This window comes from Flavobacterium sp. (assembly GCF_044368995.1).
GTDB lineage: Bacteria > Bacteroidota > Bacteroidia > Flavobacteriales > Flavobacteriaceae > Flavobacterium.
Genome location: NZ_JBIPMS010000024.1, coordinates 1 through 19,409, shown reverse-complemented (window position 1 = coordinate 19,409; position 19,409 = coordinate 1). Strand labels below are relative to the sequence as shown.

Below are 19,409 nucleotides of genomic sequence, written 5' to 3'. Positions count from 1 at the left end.
TACCAACGGATGGCAAATTAAAAGTTATATCACGTTACAAAAATCAAACTTTTGATGCTGCTGCTGGAATTTATTCTTCTGTAAACGATATGAGTAAATGGATGATTATGCAATTACAACAAGGAAAATACGGTTTAGAAAAACAATATAAACTATTCTCGGAAGCACAACATAACGAAATGTGGCAATTACAAACCATCATTCCTGTAAAAACTAAAGAGCCTTATTTTACTCATTTTTCTGGTTATGGATTAGGTTGGTTTTTAAGCGATGTAAAAGGTTACAAACAAATTACACATACCGGCGGATTAGAAGGAATTGTTACGCAAGTTACACTTATTCCAGAATTAAATTTAGGAATTGTTGTACTAACCAATCAACAATCGGGAGCAGCTTTTAATGCTATAACAAACACTATAAAAGATGCTTATTTAAAAATTGAGTACAAAGATTATGTGAAGATTTTTAGTGACCGAGAAAAAAACAATATTGCAGAAGCGGATAAAGTAACCACAGAAGTTTGGGTAAAAATAGTAGAAAATCAAAAAAATAAAGTCAAAGTTGATACGAAAAACTTCACGGGAACTTTCAAAGACAATTGGTTTGGTAGCATTACCATTTCTGAGAAAAAAGGAAAAATGTATTTCAATTCAGAGCGTTCACCACAATTAGCTGGTGAAATTTTCTTTTACAAAGACAATACATTTGTCGTAAAATGGTTCAACAGAAGCTTTAATGCAGACGCTTTTATCACTTATTCAGCAAACAATACCAATATTAAAATGACTGCTATCTCTGAATTAACAGATTTTAGTTACGACTTTCAAGATTTAGATTTTAATAAGAAGTGATATAAGTAGAACAGATTTTAGTAAACCTACCTAAAAAAAATTAAATTCTTTTTTGGAATCTAGATTTTAAACACTATTTTTATGTTCTACAAAAATTGAATATGACCGAGATTGATTTAGAAGCTGAAAACAAAGCCATTGCCCAAGAATATAAAGAGTTACTTCGTATTAGTTATCAAAGTTTAACAGCTGATGATAAAAAAATAATTCGTAAGGCTTTTGATGTGTCAGTGGATGCGCATAAAGAACAAAGAAGAAAATCTGGCGAAGCATATATTTTTCATCCAATTGCTGTAGCAAAAATTGTAGCTTCACAAATTGGTTTAGGTTCTACTGGTATTGCCTCTGCCCTACTTCATGATGTAGTGGAAGATACCGACATTACTATTTCTGACATTGAAAAAATGTTTAATCCTAAAATAGCCAAAATTGTTGAAGGATTAACCAAAATTCCAAAAGTAAAAAACGACCAAGAAATTTCGCTTCAAGCAGAAAATTTCAGAAAAATGCTCCTTACGCTTAATGATGATGTTAGAGTAATTTTAATAAAACTTGCCGATAGATTGCACAATATGCAAACCATGGACGGCATGTCTGACTTCAAACAAGCAAAAATTGCATCAGAAACTTTATATATTTACGCACCTCTTGCTCATCGTTTAGGACTTTATAATATTAAAACCCAATTAGAAGATTTAGGATTAAAATACACCGAGCCCGAAGTTTATGCAGATATTGTTGGCAAAATTAAAGAAACCAAAGAAGAGCAAGACATCTATATAAAATCTATTTCGGATATTTTAAGTCAATCTATGACTACGGAAGGTATAGATTTTATTATTAAAGGTAGACCAAAATCTATTTATTCAATCCGAAGAAAAATGAAAGTTCAAGGGGTAACTTTTGATGAAGTATACGATAAATTTGCCCTTAGAATTATTTACAAATCCAATCTTCATGATGAAAAATTCTTAGCTTGGAAAATTTATTCTGTGGTTACTGACCATTACAGACCTAGTCCAAGTCGTTTACGTGATTGGATTTCTTCTCCAAAATCAACAGGCTATGAAGCGCTACACATTACTGTAATGGGACCATTAGGTCGTTGGGTGGAAATTCAGGTTCGAAGTGAACGAATGGATGAAATTGCAGAAAAGGGTTACGCAGCACATTATAAATATAAAACTGGAGCAACTGAAGAAAATAGTTTAGAAATATGGCTAAATCAACTTAAAGAGGCGCTTGAAAATTCGAATAATAATGCAGTAGATTTTGTTGAAGATTTTAAGTTAAATTTATATGCAAAAGAAATATATATTTTCACGCCAAAGGGAGAAATAAAATCATTGCCAAAAGGTGCTACTACACTCGATTTTGCATTTAGTATTCACTCGGAAATTGGTGTAAAAACTAGAGGCACTAAAGTTAATGGAAAATTAGTTCCTCTAAATTATATTTTAAATAGTGGCGATCAAGTAGAAATTATTACTTCGCAAAATCAAAAACCAACTATTCATTGGCTGGATTATGTTTCTACATCTAGAGCCAAAACTAAAATCAAGAATGTTTTAAACGAAGATATTAAAAAAATTGGCGAAGAAGGACGAGAAATATTAACCAGAAAACTTCGTCATTTAAAAATAACATTAAACGAGGATTCTATTAACGAGCTGGTAAATTTTTTGAAGTTAAAAACTAGTTTAGATTTGTTTTATCGTGTTGGGATTGGAGCAATTGAAAATCAACAATTACGAGATTATGCCGCACAGAAAGGCAATACTTTGGTTAACTTTTTTAAGAAAACAATCAAAAGAAGTACTAGTGTTACTAACGATAAAAATCAAAAAAATAAAACCAAAGAGCAACTTGATTTACTGGTTTTTGGTGCCGAACAAAGCAAATTAGAGTATAAATTTTCTCCATGTTGTAGCCCAATTCCTGGCGATCTTGTTTTTGGCTTTGTTACCATAAATGAAGGCATAAAAGTGCATAAAATGGATTGTCCAAACGCGATTAGTTTACAATCTAACTTTGCTTATAGAATTGTTCAAGCCAAATGGATAGACTCTACTCAGGAAGAATTTAATGCTATTTTAAAAATTACAGGAATGGATGTTATGGGTTTAACCAACCAACTAACCAAAGTCATTTCAAATCAAATGCACGTAAACATTCAAAGCATCAGTCTAAATTCTGAGGCAGGAATTTTCAAAGGTCAAATTACCGTTATGGTACAAAATAATGTCATTCTTAAAAAGTTAATTGAAAACATTAAAAAAGTAGAAGGCATTGATAAAGTTACTAGGGTTTATAACAACTAAAATATAAATTATGTGTTTTGTAAATCATATCAATGAGTTAATGTTTTTTTTTGCTTTTCACTAATCACTTTTTACTATCTTTGCCTATCTTTCATTTAAACTTAAAATGGATAACAATAAAAACCAAGAAACGGTAAAAAACGTTTTTATAAAATACCTTGAAGAAAAAGGACATCGCAAAACGCCTGAACGTTACGCGATACTTCAAGAAGTATACGAAAATCAAGAACATTTTGATATAGAATCCTTATATATCAAAATGAAAAACAAAAATTATCGTGTTTCTCGTGCCACTTTATACAATACAATAGAATTATTATTGGATTGTAAATTAGTGCGTCGTCATCAATTTGGGCAAAACCAAGCACATTATGAAAAGTCCTATTTTGACAAGCAACACGACCATATTATTTTAACCGATACTGGAGAAGTAATTGAATTTTGCGACCCACGTATTCAGCAAATAAAACAAACTATGGAAGAAATGTTTGGAATTGATATAGAAACACATTCCTTATATTTCTACGGAACAAAAAAAATTAATAAATAGGGACAATTGTCCATTCAAAGCAAAAAACACAATGAATGTAGATTTACTACTTGGATTACAATGGGGTGACGAAGGAAAAGGAAAAATCGTCGATGTATTAACTTCAAAATACGATATTATTGCGCGTTTTCAAGGCGGTCCGAATGCAGGACACACCCTTGAATTTGATGGTATCAAACATGTTTTAAGAACGATTCCTTCAGGCATTTTTCATAAAAATAATGTAAATATCATAGGAAATGGCGTAGTAATGGATCCGGTAGTTTTTCAAAAAGAAATTGAAAGTTTAGAAAAATTTAATTTAAATATTAAGTCTAAATTATTCTTGTCAAGAAAAGCGCATTTAATTTTACCAACACATCGTTTACTTGATGCGGCTTCTGAAGCTTCAAAAGGAAAAGCTAAAATTGGTTCTACTTTAAAAGGAATTGGCCCTACTTATATGGATAAAACCGGTAGAAATGGCTTACGAATTGGAGATTTAGAAATGGCTGATTTTAATGAAAGATACCGTGCTTTAGCAGATAAACACGAAGCCATAATTGCTTTTTATGATGTAGATTTACAATATAATTTAGCAGAAATGGAAACTGAATTTTTTGCGGCGGTTGAAGAATTAAAAACCTTAACTTTCATTGATTCAGAAGAGTATCTAAACAAAGCATTAAAAGCAGGAAAAACCATTTTAGCCGAAGGCGCTCAAGGTTCTTTATTAGATGTTGATTTTGGTACCTATCCATTTGTAACATCTTCTAACACAACTGCAGCTGGAGCTTGTACAGGATTAGGAATTGCACCAAACAGAGTAAAAGAAGTTTTTGGAATTTTTAAAGCATACACCACTCGTGTAGGAAGTGGTCCTTTTCCAACCGAATTGTTTGATGAAGTGGGTGCAAATATGGCAAAAATTGGTAACGAATTTGGTTCAGTTACTGGTCGTGCCCGTCGTTGTGGCTGGTTAGATTTAGTGGCTTTAAAATATGCTGTTGAAGTAAATGGTGTTACCGAATTATATATGATGAAAGGTGACGTATTATCTGGATTTGAAACGTTAAAAGTTTGTACCGAATACAAGTACAAAGGAGAAATTTTAAAACACTTCCCATTTAACATTGAGCCTGAAAATGTGCAACCTATTTATAAAGAAATGAAAGGTTGGCAAGCTGATTTAACAGGTATGACAACTTACGAGGAATTGCCTTCAGAATTAAAAGAATATATTGAATTCATTGAAAAAGAATTAGAAGTGCCCATAAAAGTAGTTTCTGTAGGGCCAGACAGAACACAAACAATTACAAGATAAGTTACACATTTTTGTCATACTGAATTCGTTTCAGTATATCACATAAACAAAACCGCAGCTTCACAGATGAATTATATTCAAATCTGAAATTTGCGGTTATTTTTTTATCGTTTAAAATCCTTTATATCCGGGTTCCTATCAATAAAACCATAAAATATTCTTAATACGCATTCATTATTATACATTTTACTTAAATTTGACAAAAATTGAGAAATTGAGAAAATATTTGTATGCTGTCGTTTTGGTATTTTCCATATGGTTTGGAAATGCTCAAATTACTAATCAACCTATTGCACCTTCAAATCCTAATGGGATAAAAATTTTACATTCTGATTTTATAGATAAAAATCAAAATGAAATTCCTGGTGCCATTATTTTTACGGGAAATGTTCAAGTGCAACATAATGGCGTACTAATTAATTGTAATAAAGCCTATCATTATACCGATGAAGATTATGTAAAAGCATTTGGAAACGTAATATTAAACCAAGGCGATACCATTGTAATGAATAGCCGATATGCAGAATACAACGGAAAAACGCTTCAAGCATTTGCAACTGGAAATGTTAATTTGCGTTCGCCCGATTCTAATTTAACAACGGATACGATTAACTTTGACAGAAATAAACAAGAGGCGTATTTTAAAAGTTGGGGAACTATTATAAATAAAGAAAATACTTTAAAAAGTAAATTCGGAAAATATATTATAACATCAAAAAAATACGTTTTCAAAACGGCTGTAACGGTTGTAAATCCGCAAGTTACTATTAAAACCAATAATTTAGATTTTTACGACAATTCAGGACACGCCTACGTTTACGGTCCAAGTACGATTACAAGTAAAGATAATGTAATTAACACTACAAATGCTTTTTATGACACCAAAAATGATGTTGGAAGGCTTTTAGATAAATCCAATATCGTGTACAACAATCGGAAAGTTGAAGGCGATATTATCAATTACGACCGAAAGAAAAATTTTGCAAAAGCTACCAATAATGTAAAAATAACGGATACAATTAACAATATGATTGCTACCGGACATTACGCAGAAGTATACCGAAATATTGGCAGCACCAAAAAAGATTCCATGTTTATTACCAAAAAAGCATTAGTAAAAACATTAGTAGAAAAAGATACTATGTATTTACACGGTAAAAAAATATTAGTTACAGGTCCGCAAGAAGATAGAACCATTAGAGCTTTTAATAATGTGCGATTTTTTAAAACCGATATGAGTGGAAAATGCGATTCCATTCATTCTAACAATAAATCACAACTCACAAAACTTATAGGAAGACCAGTAGTTTGGAATGCCGACAATCAAATGACGGGTGACGTAATTCATCTAATAGGCAATAATAAAACCGAAAAATTAGATTCGTTAAAAATACTTAATAATGCCTTTTTGGTTCAAAAAGACACTATTGGAGAAGACAATTTCAATCAAGTGAAAGGACAATTTTTATACGGAAAGTTTAGGGATAATAAATTATACGAAGTAGATTTGATAAAAAATACCGAGAAAATTTATTTTATGTATAACGATGAAAATGAAATGGTTGGCATTGATAAAGGCGTTTCAAGTAGTATCAATATGCAATTAGAAAATAATAAAATTTTAGAACTTACTTCTTTTAAACAAATTTTAAGCGATACCTATCCAGATAAAGAATTTCCAAAAAACGCAAGACGACTTCGAGGTTTTATTTGGCGAATAGAAGAAAAAATAAATACTCTTGAAGATATTTTTCCTGCTGAAGAAAAAAGCATCGACGATAAAGTAAAAGTCGAAACCAAAAAGAAAGAAAAAGAAGAGAAAAAACCAATGTCCGTTCTAAAAGAAACTACAGAGTATGGAAAAAAGGAAAAAGTGAAAAGTAAAAAGCTTTAAATTCCAACACCTTTAAACCTTCATCTAAAAACCAAAAAAATGTTACAAGATTTCTTTAAATATCAAGCACAAACCACGCCTCACCCATTAGCTATGGAAATTTCACATGCTAAAGGTTCTTATATTTACGACACTTCTGGAAATAAATATTTAGATTTTGTGGCGGGAGTTTCAGCATGTAGTTTAGGACATCAAAATGAGCGCGTAAAAAATGCCATAAAAGACCAATTAGATAAATATTCACACGTAATGGTTTATGGCGAATATGCCCAAAATCCTGCAACTGAATATTGTAAATTATTAGCCGAACATCTTCCTTATCCCTTAAAAAAAACGTATTTAGTAAGTTCTGGAACCGAAGCTACTGAAGGCGCATTAAAATTAGCTCGAAGAGTTACAGGAAGAAGTCAATTTATATCTTGCCATAATGCGTATCATGGAAATACAATGGGAAGTTTAAGCGTCATGGGTTTTGAAGAACGTAAACAAGTGTTCAGACCATTACTTCCTGATGTCGAGTTCATTACGTTTAACAACGAAGAAGACATACAGAAAATCACAACAAAAACGGCAGGAATTATCCTAGAATCTATCCAAGGTGGCGCGGGTTTTATTCAACCTCAAAACGGTTTTCTAAAAAAAGTTCGTGCACGATGTACAGAAGTTGGTGCAATGTTAATTATAGATGAGATTCAACCCGGATTTGGTCGTACCGGAAAATTATTCGGTTTTGAAAACTACGATTGCATTCCAGATGTTTTAGTCATTGGTAAAGGTATGGGTGGCGGCATGCCAGTTGGCGCGTTTGTTGCCTCCGAAGCACATATGGATTTATTATATGACAATCCGAAATTGGGACATATCACTACTTTTGGTGGGCATCCCGTAATTGCTGCAGCTTGTTTGGCCACTTTGCAAGAAATTACCGAAACGAATTTAATAGCGGAAACCTTAGAAAAAGAAATTCTTTTTAGAAAATTATTGGTGCACCCTCTGATTATTGAGGTTCGTGGAAAAGGATTAATGCTGGCTGCAATGACAAAAAATTCGAATATTACTAACGAAGTTATTTTACGATGTCATAAACGTGGTTTAATTTTATTTTGGTTATTATTTGAAGGAACAGCCATCAGAATTACCCCGCCATTAACCATTTCCAATGAAGAAATTGAGGAAGGTTGTCAATTATTACTAGAAGTTATGGACGAAATATTGACTTTAAACCTTTAATACACACTTTTTATATTTTTATAATTGATTTTTGATGTTGACATTGATTTTTGATATTGACATTGATTTTTGATATTGAAAAATGTTAATTAAATTGTTCAAAAGATACACTTGGCAAAGAATTTGCAAGCATTAAATTACGTAATTTTATTACTGTAACTTTTAAAAAGTTGTTGCTATGAATATGAGCCATAATGAAGAAGAGGAAGAAAACAAATTATCGCTTTCTAAATTCGAATCGATGCTAAAAACCAACAAGGTTTTTTTCTTTGATTCGGAAGAATTTGAAGACATTGTTTTACACTATATGGATACGGGACGAATCAATTTAGCAAAAAAAGCGCTACGATTGGGTTTAGAACAACATCCAAAATCTAATGGATTGAAGTTAGTTCATGTTGAATTATTAATTTATGAAGACAAAATTGAACAAGCTGAAAAGATTTTAAACGAAATCGCTTTGTTAGAACCTACAAATGAAGAAGTTTTTATTCAACGCGCCAACATTTGTTCTAAAAGAGACCAACACGATAAAGCTATCGAACATTTACAAATTGCGCTACGCTACACAGATGATGAAGCAGATATTTATTCCATGATTGGAATGGAATATCTATTTATGGATAGCTTAGAACTAGCAAAAGAAAACTTCATTTTATGCTTAGAAAATGACGAAGCCGATTTTTCTGCCTTATACAATGTAGTATACTGTTTTGATTTTTTAGACCAAAATCAGGAGGCTATTGAATATTTAGAAAAATTTATTGACAAAAATCCATATAGTGAAGTCGCGTGGCATCAAATTGGACGCCAATTTTATGCTTTAAAAAGTTATGAAAAAGCCGTTTGGGCCTTTGATTATGCTTGCATTATTGATGAAGGTTTTTTAGGTGCTTTCTTAGAAAAAGCAAAATCATTAGAAAGACTCCAGCGATACCAAGAAGCCATTGATTGTTATTTGATTACAATTGAATTAGACGATCCAACATCTTTTGCTTATTTACGCATTGGAAAATGTTATGAAAAACTTGGTAATACAGAACAAGCACTTATTTTTTACTTAAAAACTGTTCACGAAGATCCTTTGTTAGATAAAGCTTGGCTAACTATAACTGATTTTTACATCAAACAAGAAAATTACCAAAAATCATTATACTACATAAATAAAGCTATTGGAATTGATGGTGAAAACACACTATATTGGAGACGTTATGCTACTATAAATCAATACCTTAATTTATTTGAAGAAGCAGAAGAAGGCTACAGAAAAGCATTTGAAAATGGCGATGTAGGATTAGATAATTTTATTTCATGGAGCGATGTTTTGTACGTTTTAGGCGAAGTAAACGCTGCATTTGAAATATTAAATCAAGCTAAAGAATTGTATCCAAATGAAGCAGAGATTTTATATCGTTTAGTAGGCTTGTTTTATAATATTGAAGAAGAATCAAACGCCATTGCTGCTTTACATGTTGCCTTAGCATCAGATTTTAATAAAAATTATATTTTAAAAGATGCTTTTCCGAACGTATGGGAATGCAAATCTGTACAAAATAGCATTAAAAAACACACATCATAAGCCATTTATGGAAATTATTGACTTCTTATTGCATTTTTTAAAAGATCCTTTAACCGTTATTACACAATTAATTGACCAATATAATACATTAATATATTTTATTTTATTTCTAGTTGTTTTTATTGAAACTGGTTTTGTAATCATGCCATTATTACCAGGTGACTCAATGCTTTTTGCAATAGGAGTAATTGCAGCAACAACGGGAAAATTAAGCTTAATTATCGTTATCCCATTATTAATTGTTGCAGCACTTTTAGGTGATAATTTAAATTATTTTGTAGGACATAAATTTGGGGAATTAATAAAACAAAAAAAGAAAATTCTATTCTTAAAAAGAGAATATATTGAAAAAACAGAAGTATTCTTTGAAAAAAATGGCGGAAAAGCGGTCATAATGGCACGTTTTGTGCCTATTGTAAGAACAATTGCACCATTTGTAGCTGGAGCCGGAAGTATGAAATATAAAAATTACATTCTAAATTGTATTTTAGGTGCCGTACTTTGGGTTGCCGGAATTACGCTTTTAGGCTATTTTTTAGGGCAATTTGAGGTGGTGAAAAACAATTTTGAAAAACTAGTTTTAGGAATTATTTTGATTTCTGTATTACCGATTTTTATTAAAATTTTTAAATCCAAATTTAATAAATCGTAACAAAAATGAATTATAAATCACAAAAGAAACAGCGCAAGTTTGGACTTATAGGTAAAAATATAAGTTATTCCTTTTCAAAAAAATACTTCTCGGAGAAATTCATAAATAATCATTTTCACAATTGTGAATATGAAAATTATGATATTGAAAATATAAAAGAATTTACTGAAATTATTGATAAGACAAAAGGGTTAGTTGGTCTAAATGTTACGATACCTTACAAAGAATCTATTCTTCCTTTTTTAGATAAAATTTCAAATAACGCTAAAAAAATTGGCGCAGTAAACTGTATATCTATTTCTAAAAATAATAAATTAAAAGGTTACAATACCGATTTTTATGGGTTTAAAAAATCAATACAACCTATGTTAAAAAAAAAGCATAAAAAAGCATTAATTTTAGGTACAGGAGGCGCTAGCAAAGCTGTTGCTTTCGCCTTAAAAAAACTAAATATTGAATTTGATTTTGTGTCTCGAAATCCTACGGAATATGAAATTGGATATAAGGAAATAAATGCAGCTATTTTTAATGAATATCAAATCATAATTAATACCACACCACTTGGAACATTTCCAAATATTTCTGAATCACCAAAATTAGATTATTCCTTATTTACAGCCAATCATATCGCTTTTGATTTGGTGTATAACCCTGAAGAAAGTACTTTCCTGAAAAAAGCTAAAAAATCAGGTGCTGTTACAAAAAATGGTCTGGAAATGTTAATTAATCAAGCAGAAAAAGCTTGGTTAATCTGGAACAAATAACATTTAATTTGATATTTTAGTACAATTTCTTTGTACTTTCCTCCTCTTTTGGTATCTTCGAGCCCTTAACTTAAGCATAATAACATGTTAGAAGAATTGAATGATAACCTGCAACAAGCAGATGGACAAGAAGAAACAACTCCAATTGAAAACCACGCACCTATTTCAGAAGAAAATGAAATAGAAAGTCAAGTTTTAGAAGTAACTGATACTGAAACGGTTTCACAAATTTTAGATGAAGAAATAACCGGTTCTGCTCAAGATGAAATAGATAATCATTTAGCTGAAGCTAGTGAAGATGGTTCTATTGATTCCGATTTAGAGATTGAAGTTAAGGAATACGAAAGTCTTTCATTAGAAGAATTAGTTGCTGAATTGGCTACATTTGTTGGTCATGAAAAAGCATTAGCTTACAAAAATCAAATTGAAGATGTAAAAAAAGCATTTTTAAATCAATTTAACCAGTTAATTGAAGAAAAAAGGATTGCCTATTATGCTGAAAATGAAACTTCTACAGAATTTGAATATCATTCCCCAATAAAAGTAAAATTTGATCAGTTATTAGATACTTTTCGTAACAAAAAAAATACGAATTTTAAAAATATTGAAAATCAATTAAAAAATAATTTAACAGAGAAAACAACGTTAATAGAAGAATTAAAAGCATTAATTGCTAGTACTGATTCTAATATTTCAGAAATGTTTAAAAAATTCAACGACATTAGAGAACGTTGGAAAAACTCTGGAGCCATACCAAAAGACAAATACAATTTAGTTTGGAATAATTTTCATTTTCATGTTGATAGATTTTACGAAATTGTTCATTTAGATAGAGAAATTAGAGACGCAGATTTTAAGAATAATTTAGAGCAGAAGTTAGAAATTATAGCAAAAGCTAAACTTTTAGTTGAACAACCAGATCTAACCAAATCTTTCAGAGAACTACAGTTATTACACCGTGTTTGGAAAGAAGAAATTGGGCCAGTTGACAAAGAAAATAGAGAAAAAATTTGGCAAGAATTTAGTGAAATAACTAAAATTCTTCACGATAAACGCGAAGCATTATCCTCTCAATTTAAAGAAAAAGAGCAAGAAAACTTAGCTCTAAAAAATGAAATTATTGCTGAAGTAATTGCATTAAGTACTGAAAAAGTGAATAATCACGGTGAATGGCAAAATCAAATTATAAAATTAGAAGCGTTACGTGATGCGTTCTTTAAAGCCGGTCGTGTACCAGCAGAAGTGACTGAACTTACTTGGAGCAACTTTAAAAATGCAGTTCGTACATTTAATGCTACAAAAAATTCATTTTATAAAGATATAAAAAACGAACAACATCGTAATTTAGAGTTAAAATTGGCCTTAATAGAGAAAGCAAAATCTTATATTGACACAGAAGATTTTGATGCTACAACTCCAATTATGAAACAAGTTCAAGAAGAATGGAAAAAAATTGGTCATGTGCCAAGAAAACTTTCTGATGAAATTTGGGAAACGTTCAAAAAAACTTGTAATGCTTATTTTGACCGATTACACGATTCAAGAAAAGAAGAAATAGGCGTAGAAGTTGAAGCATTTGAAAAGAAAAAAGAATATTTGGAAATCATACGTGCATTTGCACTTGTAGGAGATCATAAAACAGATTTAGACGCTATTAAAGCACATATTGCTGCTTGGAAAGAATTTGGTAAAGTGCCTCAAAATCGTCGTCATATTGAAGGAAAATTCAATAAAATTTTAGATGCTTTGTTTGAAAAACTAAGTTTGTCTAAAAAGGACGCTGAAATGATGAAATTTAGCAACCGTTTAGACCAACTTTCGGAAGGAAACGACCAAAGAGCAATTGCTAACGAACAAATTTTTATGAGAAGAAAAATTGATGAGTTGAATCATGAAATCAATCAATTAGAAAACAATATTGGTTTTTTCAGCAATGCAAAAGGAAATAATCCATTTATAAAAGAAGTTCAAAACAATATTGAAAAACATAAAGAAGAATTACAGACTTGGAAAGACAAACTCATAAAGTTGAATAGTATTTAATTCTTACTTCATTATATTTAAAAGACTGCTAATTGCAGTCTTTTTTTATTTAAATAGTATCAAACATACAATTCATCCCTAAAAAATAATAAATGGCAACATATTTTTTTAGTTAACGAGTTGATTAATTTAAAGAATAAATTGGTTAATGAATAACTTTTTTTCTAATACCTATTAATACAAGTATGAATGCCGAATACAAAATAAAAAAAGGTACAATAAATTCAATACAACCAAACGTTAATAATAGAGCAATAATTAGCAATTGAAAACCCAATCCGTAAAAAGAAACTAACGTCATAAACCAATTGGGAAATGTTTTAATTTTGTAGGCATTTGGGTCTAATAAATGAATAACTTTATCAAAAAGACCATAAACTACAGTATAAATTCCAAATAAAATAGTTACCAACTTTTGCGATTCACCTGGTAACGCTTTTGGTGTTTTGTACTCAAATATTTTACTAGTTGTATCGCCTCCAATTGATTTATTTCTTAAAATAACATAATAATAATTGTATAAAGTACCTTGTAGTTGAATACATATAAAAGCAAGAGATGAATACCAAATTGTACTTTTGGACATATAACATATAGTCATGAAAAACATGAAATTTAAGATTATATCGAAAACACTATCTAAATACCTTCCCGAATAGGATGGTGTGTTTTTCAAACGGGCTAATTCACCATCAGCGGCATCAATTCCAGATTTTAAGATGATAAAAAATGCTGCTGCAAAATAATATTGGTTTAACATACAATAAATTGCAATTAAACCAGAAAGCCCAAATAATAAGGTAACATGAATGGGTGTAAAACGTGTTTCTTTTAATTGAAGTGCCAAAAATCTTCCAAAAGATCTTCCGTAATCCGATAAATCTAGAAATTTATCTTGGGCTGCGAGTTTAGACATTAAATGAATCTAAAAGACTTGTGACAATATAGTCGGACTGCAAAAGTAATATTATTTTTCTGTTATTTTTTTATTTTCTAAAAGTAAATAAAATTGCAGACTAAATAAGAATGTCGCCAATACCAAATGTAAGGTTTGACTTCCGAAAGGGAAATCGACGTACACCATAATCACTCCAGAAATAATTTCAAAAATTAAAATTCGAACCACCCAATTTACTTTTTCAAAACCCAATTTAAGATTTCTGTTTCGAAGTAGTAAATATAAATTAGCCAAAAGGACAACTATTGAAAAACTTCGGTGAAAGTAAAATGTAATTTCAGGATGTAACAACCAAAACGTTTTTGGAGCACCCGATTTTTCAATTGTGTCTATAAACTCACGAACATATGTTCCTAAAACCACTTGAATAATTGTAAGAAGCAAAACCAAAACAAGCATGATATTAAACTTTTTGTCGTATTTTCTGATATTATTTTTAGCTGAAACTACATAAATAACATACAATTGCATAGCAACAATTAAAAAGGCAGTTAACATATGAGTGGTAATTTTAACTGGACTTAATACCGAATCCACAACTGTTTTTCCCAACCAAGCTTGAAAGCCCATAAGTAAACAAACCAAAAGCGAATAAACTACTATTTTTTTATTTTCTTTCCAAAATCCAAATGCTAGAATAAAAGTAATAAAACATGCAACTCCAGCCAAAGCACCTAGTAATCTATTAATAAACTCAATCCATGTATGTAGTGGGTTAAAAATAGCATAATCGTGTTTGGTATATGCTTCCCAATTACTTTCTGAAAAGGAAGAAGATGCAGTAAAGTCTAATTTTGCCACAAGTAAACCCTCATTTTTAATAATAACTTGTCCTTCATCGTAAGAATTATTAGGTTTAAATTCAAGTTCTTTCTGCTCAGTTGGTGGAATATAATATCCGAAGCATTTTGGCCAATCTGGACAACCCATTCCTGAACCAGTCATACGAACCAAGGCACCAGCTAGTATTACTAAATAAACTAAAATTAAAGCTGTTTTTGCTGTTGTAAGAAAGTATTTTTTCATTTGTTTTATTAAGTTTCAAAGTTGCAGAGTTTCAAAGTTGAAAAGTTACAGGGTTTGTTTTATTTTGTTCATGAAAGAAGTTAACATTCTCTCTAGTTCTCTACTATCATCGTAAAGTGTATTGAAATTTTCTAAAGTAATATATTTCAAGTTATATGCAATTTCAACTTGTGTTTGAAATTCGAAAAGTGAGCCTAAAGAAATAGTTAAAAATCTATAATAATCTTTATTTGTCCCTCTTCCAAAACCTTCCGAAATATTACTTGGAATTGAAATGGCACATCTTCTTATTTGCGAAGTAAGGCCAAATTGTTCCTCCTTAGGAAAACCAGCTGAAACAGCATAACAGTTTGTAACTAACGTCATTGCTTCTGCCAAATAAGTAAGTCTCTAAATGTCTTCACTGTTATTTAAATATCTAAAATTATCAATTAATCAGTATTTTTTACTCTGTAACTTTGCAACTCTGCTACTTTGCAACTCTAACCAAGCCCATTTTTTCAGCACGCTTTAGAACAAATTCTTTAGCAGCTTCATATTCATTTGGAATTTCGCCTTCTAAAATCGCTTCTTTTACAGTTTCTTTTAAAACACCAATTTCTCGACCTGGTTTTAATCCGAATAGTTCCATAATTTCCTCTCCAGAAATAGGTGGTTGAAAAACGCGAACTCTGTCTTTCTCCTCTACTTCAACTATTTTCTGACGAACAATTTTAAAATTATTATGATATTTCTGGAATTTTTTACTGTTTTTTGTGGTGATGTCCGCTTCGCAAAGTATCATTAAATTTTCTATATCTTCACCAGCATCAAAAACCAAACGACGAACGGCTGAATCTGTTACAATTTCTTCAGCTATTACAATTGGTCGTGAACTCATCATAACCATTTTTTGAACAAACTTCATTTTCTGATTTAAGGGCATATGAAGTCTTTCAAATATTTTTTTCGCCATTTTTCCGCCTAAAAATTCATGTCCATGAAACGTCCAACCTTGCTTTTTATTGAATTTTTTGGTTGGTGCTTTTCCGATATCATGCAATAATGCCGACCATCGCAACCAAACATCTTCCGTATTTAGACAGATATTATCTACTACTTCTAAAGTGTGGTAAAAATTGTTTTTGTGTGTATGTCCCTCCACTTCTTCAACGCTATTCAGAGCGGTCAATTCAGGTAAAATTAGGTCTAATAAACCTGTTTGATACAAATGTAAAAATCCGATAGATGGTTTTTCTGATGACAAAATCTTATTTAATTCATCTACAATTCTTTCACCAGAAATAATAGAAATTCTAGTTGCATTTTTAGTAATAGCTTTTAGCGATTCACTATCAATCTGAAAATGCAATTGCGAAGCAAACCGAATAGCACGCATCATTCGTAATGGATCGTCAGAATAAGTAACATCTGGGTGCAAAGGTGTTTTTAAAATTTTATTTTCTAAATCGGCAACTCCATTAAATGGATCTACTAAATCTCCGAAATTATAAGAATTTAATGAAAAGGCCATCGCGTTAATGGTAAAATCTCGACGTTTTTGGTCATCGTTTAAAGTACCATTTTCTACTAAAGGATTTCTGCTATCATGTGTATAAGATTCTATTCTTGCGCCTACAAACTCAATATCCATTTCCTTATAACGTAACATGGCCGTTCCGTAATTCTTAAAAACCTGTACTTTTGGATGGTTAGGAAGTAATTCGGAAACTTTTATTGCTAATTCAATACCGCTACCGACAGCCACAATATCGATGTCTTTTTTATAATTTCTTTCCAATAAAACATCACGTACAAAACCGCCAATCACATAACTTTCAAGGTTTAGTTCTTGTGCAGCTTGTGAAATGATTTTGAAAATTTTATTTTCTAAATGTTGTTTGTAATTCATTTGTTAATTGGTCAATTTGACAATTAGTCAGTGCGTCAATTTCAAAGCGAATACAATTTTTGGCTAATTGAAAAATCGAAACATTGGCACATTTATTTGCGAATCACCTTTACCTGACTGTCTAAAGTTAATTTGATAATGGCTGATGGTTTTTTGCAAACTTTATCGTGATGCAAATTTACAACATAGTCGACTCCTTTTATAATTTCTTGGGAAATTTCTTTGAAATTCATCGGTGTAGCATTTCCAGAAATATTTGCAGAGGTAGAAACTAATGGTCTTTTCATACGTTCCATTAATTTAAAACAAAATGGTTCTTTTACTATTCTGATTCCTAACGTATTATCTTCTGCAATTATATTTTTAGCTACATTTTTTGGTTGATCTAAAATTAAAGTCGTTGGTCGTTCTGAATGGTCTAAAATTTCCCAAGCTACTTCTGGAATTTTGGCAAAAACTTGGTACATCATTTTTTCACCATTCATTAAACAAATCATACTTTTACTTTCTTCTCGTTGTTTTAAAGCATAAATTTTAGCTACTGCTTCTTCATTAGAAGCATCGCAACCAATACCCCAAACAGTATCCGTTGGGTACAAAATAATTCCACCATTTTTTATGACTTCGTAAGCGTTGTTAATTTCGGTAGAAATAGATATCATTTTAAGGAAGTGTAATGTAGTCTAAATTATAATAAATTAATGTTCCTTCAGTTGTGGTATAAAGAATAAAATTAAATTGATTAATTGTATTCATTACGGTAAATGAACATTTTGGAATCATTCTGTCATGGGTTTCAACCATAATTATTTTAGTTTTTGGCAACCAATTTTCATAATTACTTTCAAATAATTGTTTTTCAGCTCCTTCAATATCAATTTTTAAAACATCAATGGTTTCCCATTTTTTTGTAGTTAAAATTTCATCTAAAGTTACTGAGGTACTATTAGCTTCTTCAGGATTGGTTGTTTCAACTATTTGAAAACTATTTGTAGCGTTATAAGGATCAATAATTTTAAAATATGCTTTTTTATTAAATAAGGCATTGTGTTTAATTTCAAAATTAGTGAAATCTGCGGTATTTTTGCGTATGGCTAAAATATTTTTATCTTCAATTTCAATAGCGACAATACTTGCATTTGGATATTTCATTCTAAAAAATAATGATGCTAGACCGACATTTGCACCAGCATCTACAATTGTTTTAGGAACGATAGGCAAAGCAGTGTCATACAAACTTGATAAAAATATTTCTTCGAATGTTTCTGTATCCTTAGTGTTTTTACGTAAATATATTTTTCTTCCTAAATTAGAAAGATAAATTTCCTCACTATTGTTTTTTAAGCCAAAATATAATGAAAGGGCATCTTTTAAAGAAAAATACTTTTTTAATAATCTTAGTTTTGCTAACTTTTTTAACATAATACTTAATTTTTAATTTTAATTTAATTTAATTGCCTTTTATTTAAAATTTTATCTGAAATTAATAGAAAAAAAGACCGAATTGGGTATTTATTCTTCATTGCCAATTTGTGATTTTGAACTAATAATTTTATCTCATTAATATTTTTATTAAAAAGTGAATTGTTTAAATCAATATTGGCTATATTTTTCATTAAATAATAGGCATTACATAATCGCTTAATTTTTATTTTAAATTGATAAAATTTAATTTCATAATTATTTAAATCTAATAAATTTAACAATTGTTTTTTATCACCTTTATCTAATTTATAAATTATTCCGCCAACTTGCTGCGCATCATGAATTCTATACTTTATATATTTTTTTGTTAAAAAAGCAAATTGATTTTTTGAGCTGGAAACTCTAGCTAACCATTCGTCATGATGAAAATTTGGAATTATAGGAAAAGGCAGACATTCTGCAAGAAATGATTTTTTTAATGCCATTGTTGCACCTGTTGCAATATTAAAAAAATAAGAAATTGAGGTATAATAATCAAATTTAACATTATTATCAATAAATAATTGAGGAACATCCCAAACGGTAAATTTATCTATAATTTCAGAATTATCATCCATACAGTGACCATTGGTTGATACTACATTTATACTAGGATTTAGTTCGAAATAACGAATAATATCTGCAACTTTTTCGGGCAACCAACTATCATCTTGATCGGAAAGAAAAATAATATCACCAGTACATAAAGAAGTCGCCTTTTCAAAATTTTTTACACTTCTTAAATTTACATGGTTTTTAAAAATTTTAAAAAGACCTGTGTTTTTTTGGCTGTAATCTTCTAAAATTGCAATTGTAGTATCTGTAGACTGATCGTCACAAACAATAATTTCATTAACCTTCAAAGTTTGATTTAATATAGAAT

General features: G+C 30.3%; 17 protein-coding genes. 10 read left to right on the top strand and 7 right to left on the bottom strand.

Going from position 1 to position 19,409, the window contains the following annotated elements; translation table 11 throughout:
- From ACIQ2I_RS03370 to ACIQ2I_RS03325, 10 genes are all read left to right on the top strand, one after another.
- Nucleotides 1–851, top strand: an 851-nt coding sequence (locus ACIQ2I_RS03370) for a serine hydrolase (RefSeq protein ID WP_396181018.1), incomplete at its 5' end; no start/stop codon positions are given.
- Between the two features lie 101 nt (nucleotides 852–952).
- A complete protein-coding gene (locus ACIQ2I_RS03365; protein WP_396181017.1) occupies nucleotides 953–3,172 on the top strand; it encodes a RelA/SpoT family protein in 2,220 nt (739 codons plus the stop codon).
- A gap of 106 nt (nucleotides 3,173–3,278) precedes the next feature.
- Entirely contained in the window at nucleotides 3,279–3,722 is a 444-nt protein-coding gene (locus ACIQ2I_RS03360; RefSeq protein WP_396181016.1) for a Fur family transcriptional regulator, read from the top strand.
- Between the two features lie 31 nt (nucleotides 3,723–3,753).
- Complete coding sequence (locus ACIQ2I_RS03355; protein ID WP_396181015.1) at nucleotides 3,754–5,025, top strand: adenylosuccinate synthase; 1,272 nt, start codon at nucleotides 3,754–3,756, stop codon at nucleotides 5,023–5,025.
- Between the two features lie 214 nt (nucleotides 5,026–5,239).
- Nucleotides 5,240–6,919: an OstA-like protein gene (locus ACIQ2I_RS03350; RefSeq protein WP_396181014.1), complete on the top strand. Its 1,680-nt coding sequence runs from the start codon at nucleotides 5,240–5,242 to the stop codon at nucleotides 6,917–6,919.
- A 39-nt stretch (nucleotides 6,920–6,958) separates the two neighbouring features.
- Nucleotides 6,959–8,149: an aspartate aminotransferase family protein gene (locus ACIQ2I_RS03345; RefSeq protein ID WP_396181013.1), complete on the top strand. Its 1,191-nt coding sequence runs from the start codon at nucleotides 6,959–6,961 to the stop codon at nucleotides 8,147–8,149.
- A gap of 184 nt (nucleotides 8,150–8,333) precedes the next feature.
- Nucleotides 8,334–9,728, top strand: coding sequence for a tetratricopeptide repeat protein (locus ACIQ2I_RS03340; RefSeq protein ID WP_396181019.1), 1,395 nt, complete (start codon nucleotides 8,334–8,336; stop codon nucleotides 9,726–9,728).
- Nucleotides 9,664–10,380 carry a VTT domain-containing protein gene (locus ACIQ2I_RS03335; protein ID WP_396181012.1) on the top strand — a complete coding sequence of 239 codons (717 nt, stop codon included), beginning with the start codon at nucleotides 9,664–9,666 and terminating at the stop codon, nucleotides 10,378–10,380. Before ACIQ2I_RS03340 ends, ACIQ2I_RS03335 begins: the two co-directional genes overlap by 65 nt.
- A gap of 5 nt (nucleotides 10,381–10,385) precedes the next feature.
- Nucleotides 10,386–11,144 carry a shikimate dehydrogenase family protein gene (locus ACIQ2I_RS03330; protein WP_396181011.1) on the top strand — a complete coding sequence of 253 codons (759 nt, stop codon included), beginning with the start codon at nucleotides 10,386–10,388 and terminating at the stop codon, nucleotides 11,142–11,144.
- Between the two features lie 84 nt (nucleotides 11,145–11,228).
- Nucleotides 11,229–13,187 (top strand): DUF349 domain-containing protein, encoded by a 1,959-nt coding sequence (locus ACIQ2I_RS03325; protein ID WP_396181010.1) that lies wholly within the window; start codon nucleotides 11,229–11,231, stop codon nucleotides 13,185–13,187.
- Nucleotides 13,188–13,332: 145 nt separating this feature from the next.
- Here the strand turns inward: ACIQ2I_RS03325 and ACIQ2I_RS03320 are convergent, their stop codons facing one another.
- From ACIQ2I_RS03320 to ACIQ2I_RS03290, 7 genes are all read right to left on the bottom strand, one after another.
- Entirely contained in the window at nucleotides 13,333–14,103 is a 771-nt protein-coding gene (locus ACIQ2I_RS03320; RefSeq protein WP_396181009.1) for a CDP-alcohol phosphatidyltransferase family protein, read from the bottom strand.
- A gap of 51 nt (nucleotides 14,104–14,154) precedes the next feature.
- Nucleotides 14,155–15,171 carry a heme A synthase gene (locus ACIQ2I_RS03315; protein WP_396181008.1) on the bottom strand — a complete coding sequence of 339 codons (1,017 nt, stop codon included), beginning with the start codon at nucleotides 15,169–15,171 and terminating at the stop codon, nucleotides 14,155–14,157.
- 45 nt (nucleotides 15,172–15,216) lie between these two features.
- On the bottom strand, nucleotides 15,217–15,537 hold the full coding sequence (locus tag ACIQ2I_RS03310; RefSeq protein ID WP_396181007.1) for a four helix bundle protein: 321 nt from the start codon (nucleotides 15,535–15,537) through the stop codon (nucleotides 15,217–15,219).
- A gap of 103 nt (nucleotides 15,538–15,640) precedes the next feature.
- Complete coding sequence (locus ACIQ2I_RS03305) at nucleotides 15,641–17,062, bottom strand: CCA tRNA nucleotidyltransferase (RefSeq protein ID WP_396181006.1); 1,422 nt, start codon at nucleotides 17,060–17,062, stop codon at nucleotides 15,641–15,643.
- A 92-nt stretch (nucleotides 17,063–17,154) separates the two neighbouring features.
- A complete protein-coding gene (locus tag ACIQ2I_RS03300; RefSeq protein ID WP_396181005.1) occupies nucleotides 17,155–17,724 on the bottom strand; it encodes an L-threonylcarbamoyladenylate synthase in 570 nt (189 codons plus the stop codon).
- Nucleotide 17,725: 1 nt separating this feature from the next.
- A complete protein-coding gene (locus ACIQ2I_RS03295; protein WP_396181004.1) occupies nucleotides 17,726–18,484 on the bottom strand; it encodes an FkbM family methyltransferase in 759 nt (252 codons plus the stop codon).
- Nucleotides 18,485–18,507: 23 nt separating this feature from the next.
- Nucleotides 18,508–19,409, bottom strand: a 902-nt coding sequence (locus ACIQ2I_RS03290; protein WP_396181003.1) for a glycosyltransferase, incomplete at its 5' end; no start/stop codon positions are given.

Bases quoted from the DNA above. Each gene is read 5' to 3' on its own strand.
- ACIQ2I_RS03365 (WP_396181017.1), top strand. From the start codon at position 953: ATGACCGAGATTGATTTAGAAGCTGAAAACAAAGCCATTGCCCAAGAA.
- ACIQ2I_RS03360 (WP_396181016.1), top strand. From the start codon at position 3,279: ATGGATAACAATAAAAACCAAGAAACGGTAAAAAACGTTTTTATAAAA.
- ACIQ2I_RS03355 (WP_396181015.1), top strand. From the start codon at position 3,754: ATGAATGTAGATTTACTACTTGGATTACAATGGGGTGACGAAGGAAAA.
- ACIQ2I_RS03345 (WP_396181013.1), top strand. From the start codon at position 6,959: ATGTTACAAGATTTCTTTAAATATCAAGCACAAACCACGCCTCACCCA.
- ACIQ2I_RS03340 (WP_396181019.1), top strand. From the start codon at position 8,334: ATGAGCCATAATGAAGAAGAGGAAGAAAACAAATTATCGCTTTCTAAA.
- ACIQ2I_RS03335 (WP_396181012.1), top strand. From the start codon at position 9,664: ATGCTTTTCCGAACGTATGGGAATGCAAATCTGTACAAAATAGCATTA.
- ACIQ2I_RS03330 (WP_396181011.1), top strand. From the start codon at position 10,386: ATGAATTATAAATCACAAAAGAAACAGCGCAAGTTTGGACTTATAGGT.
- ACIQ2I_RS03325 (WP_396181010.1), top strand. From the start codon at position 11,229: ATGTTAGAAGAATTGAATGATAACCTGCAACAAGCAGATGGACAAGAA.
- ACIQ2I_RS03320 (WP_396181009.1), bottom strand. From the start codon at position 14,103: ATGTCTAAACTCGCAGCCCAAGATAAATTTCTAGATTTATCGGATTAC.
- ACIQ2I_RS03315 (WP_396181008.1), bottom strand. From the start codon at position 15,171: ATGAAAAAATACTTTCTTACAACAGCAAAAACAGCTTTAATTTTAGTT.
- ACIQ2I_RS03310 (WP_396181007.1), bottom strand. From the start codon at position 15,537: ATGACGTTAGTTACAAACTGTTATGCTGTTTCAGCTGGTTTTCCTAAG.
- ACIQ2I_RS03305 (WP_396181006.1), bottom strand. From the start codon at position 17,062: ATGAATTACAAACAACATTTAGAAAATAAAATTTTCAAAATCATTTCA.
- ACIQ2I_RS03300 (WP_396181005.1), bottom strand. From the start codon at position 17,724: ATGATATCTATTTCTACCGAAATTAACAACGCTTACGAAGTCATAAAA.
- ACIQ2I_RS03295 (WP_396181004.1), bottom strand. From the start codon at position 18,484: ATGTTAAAAAAGTTAGCAAAACTAAGATTATTAAAAAAGTATTTTTCT.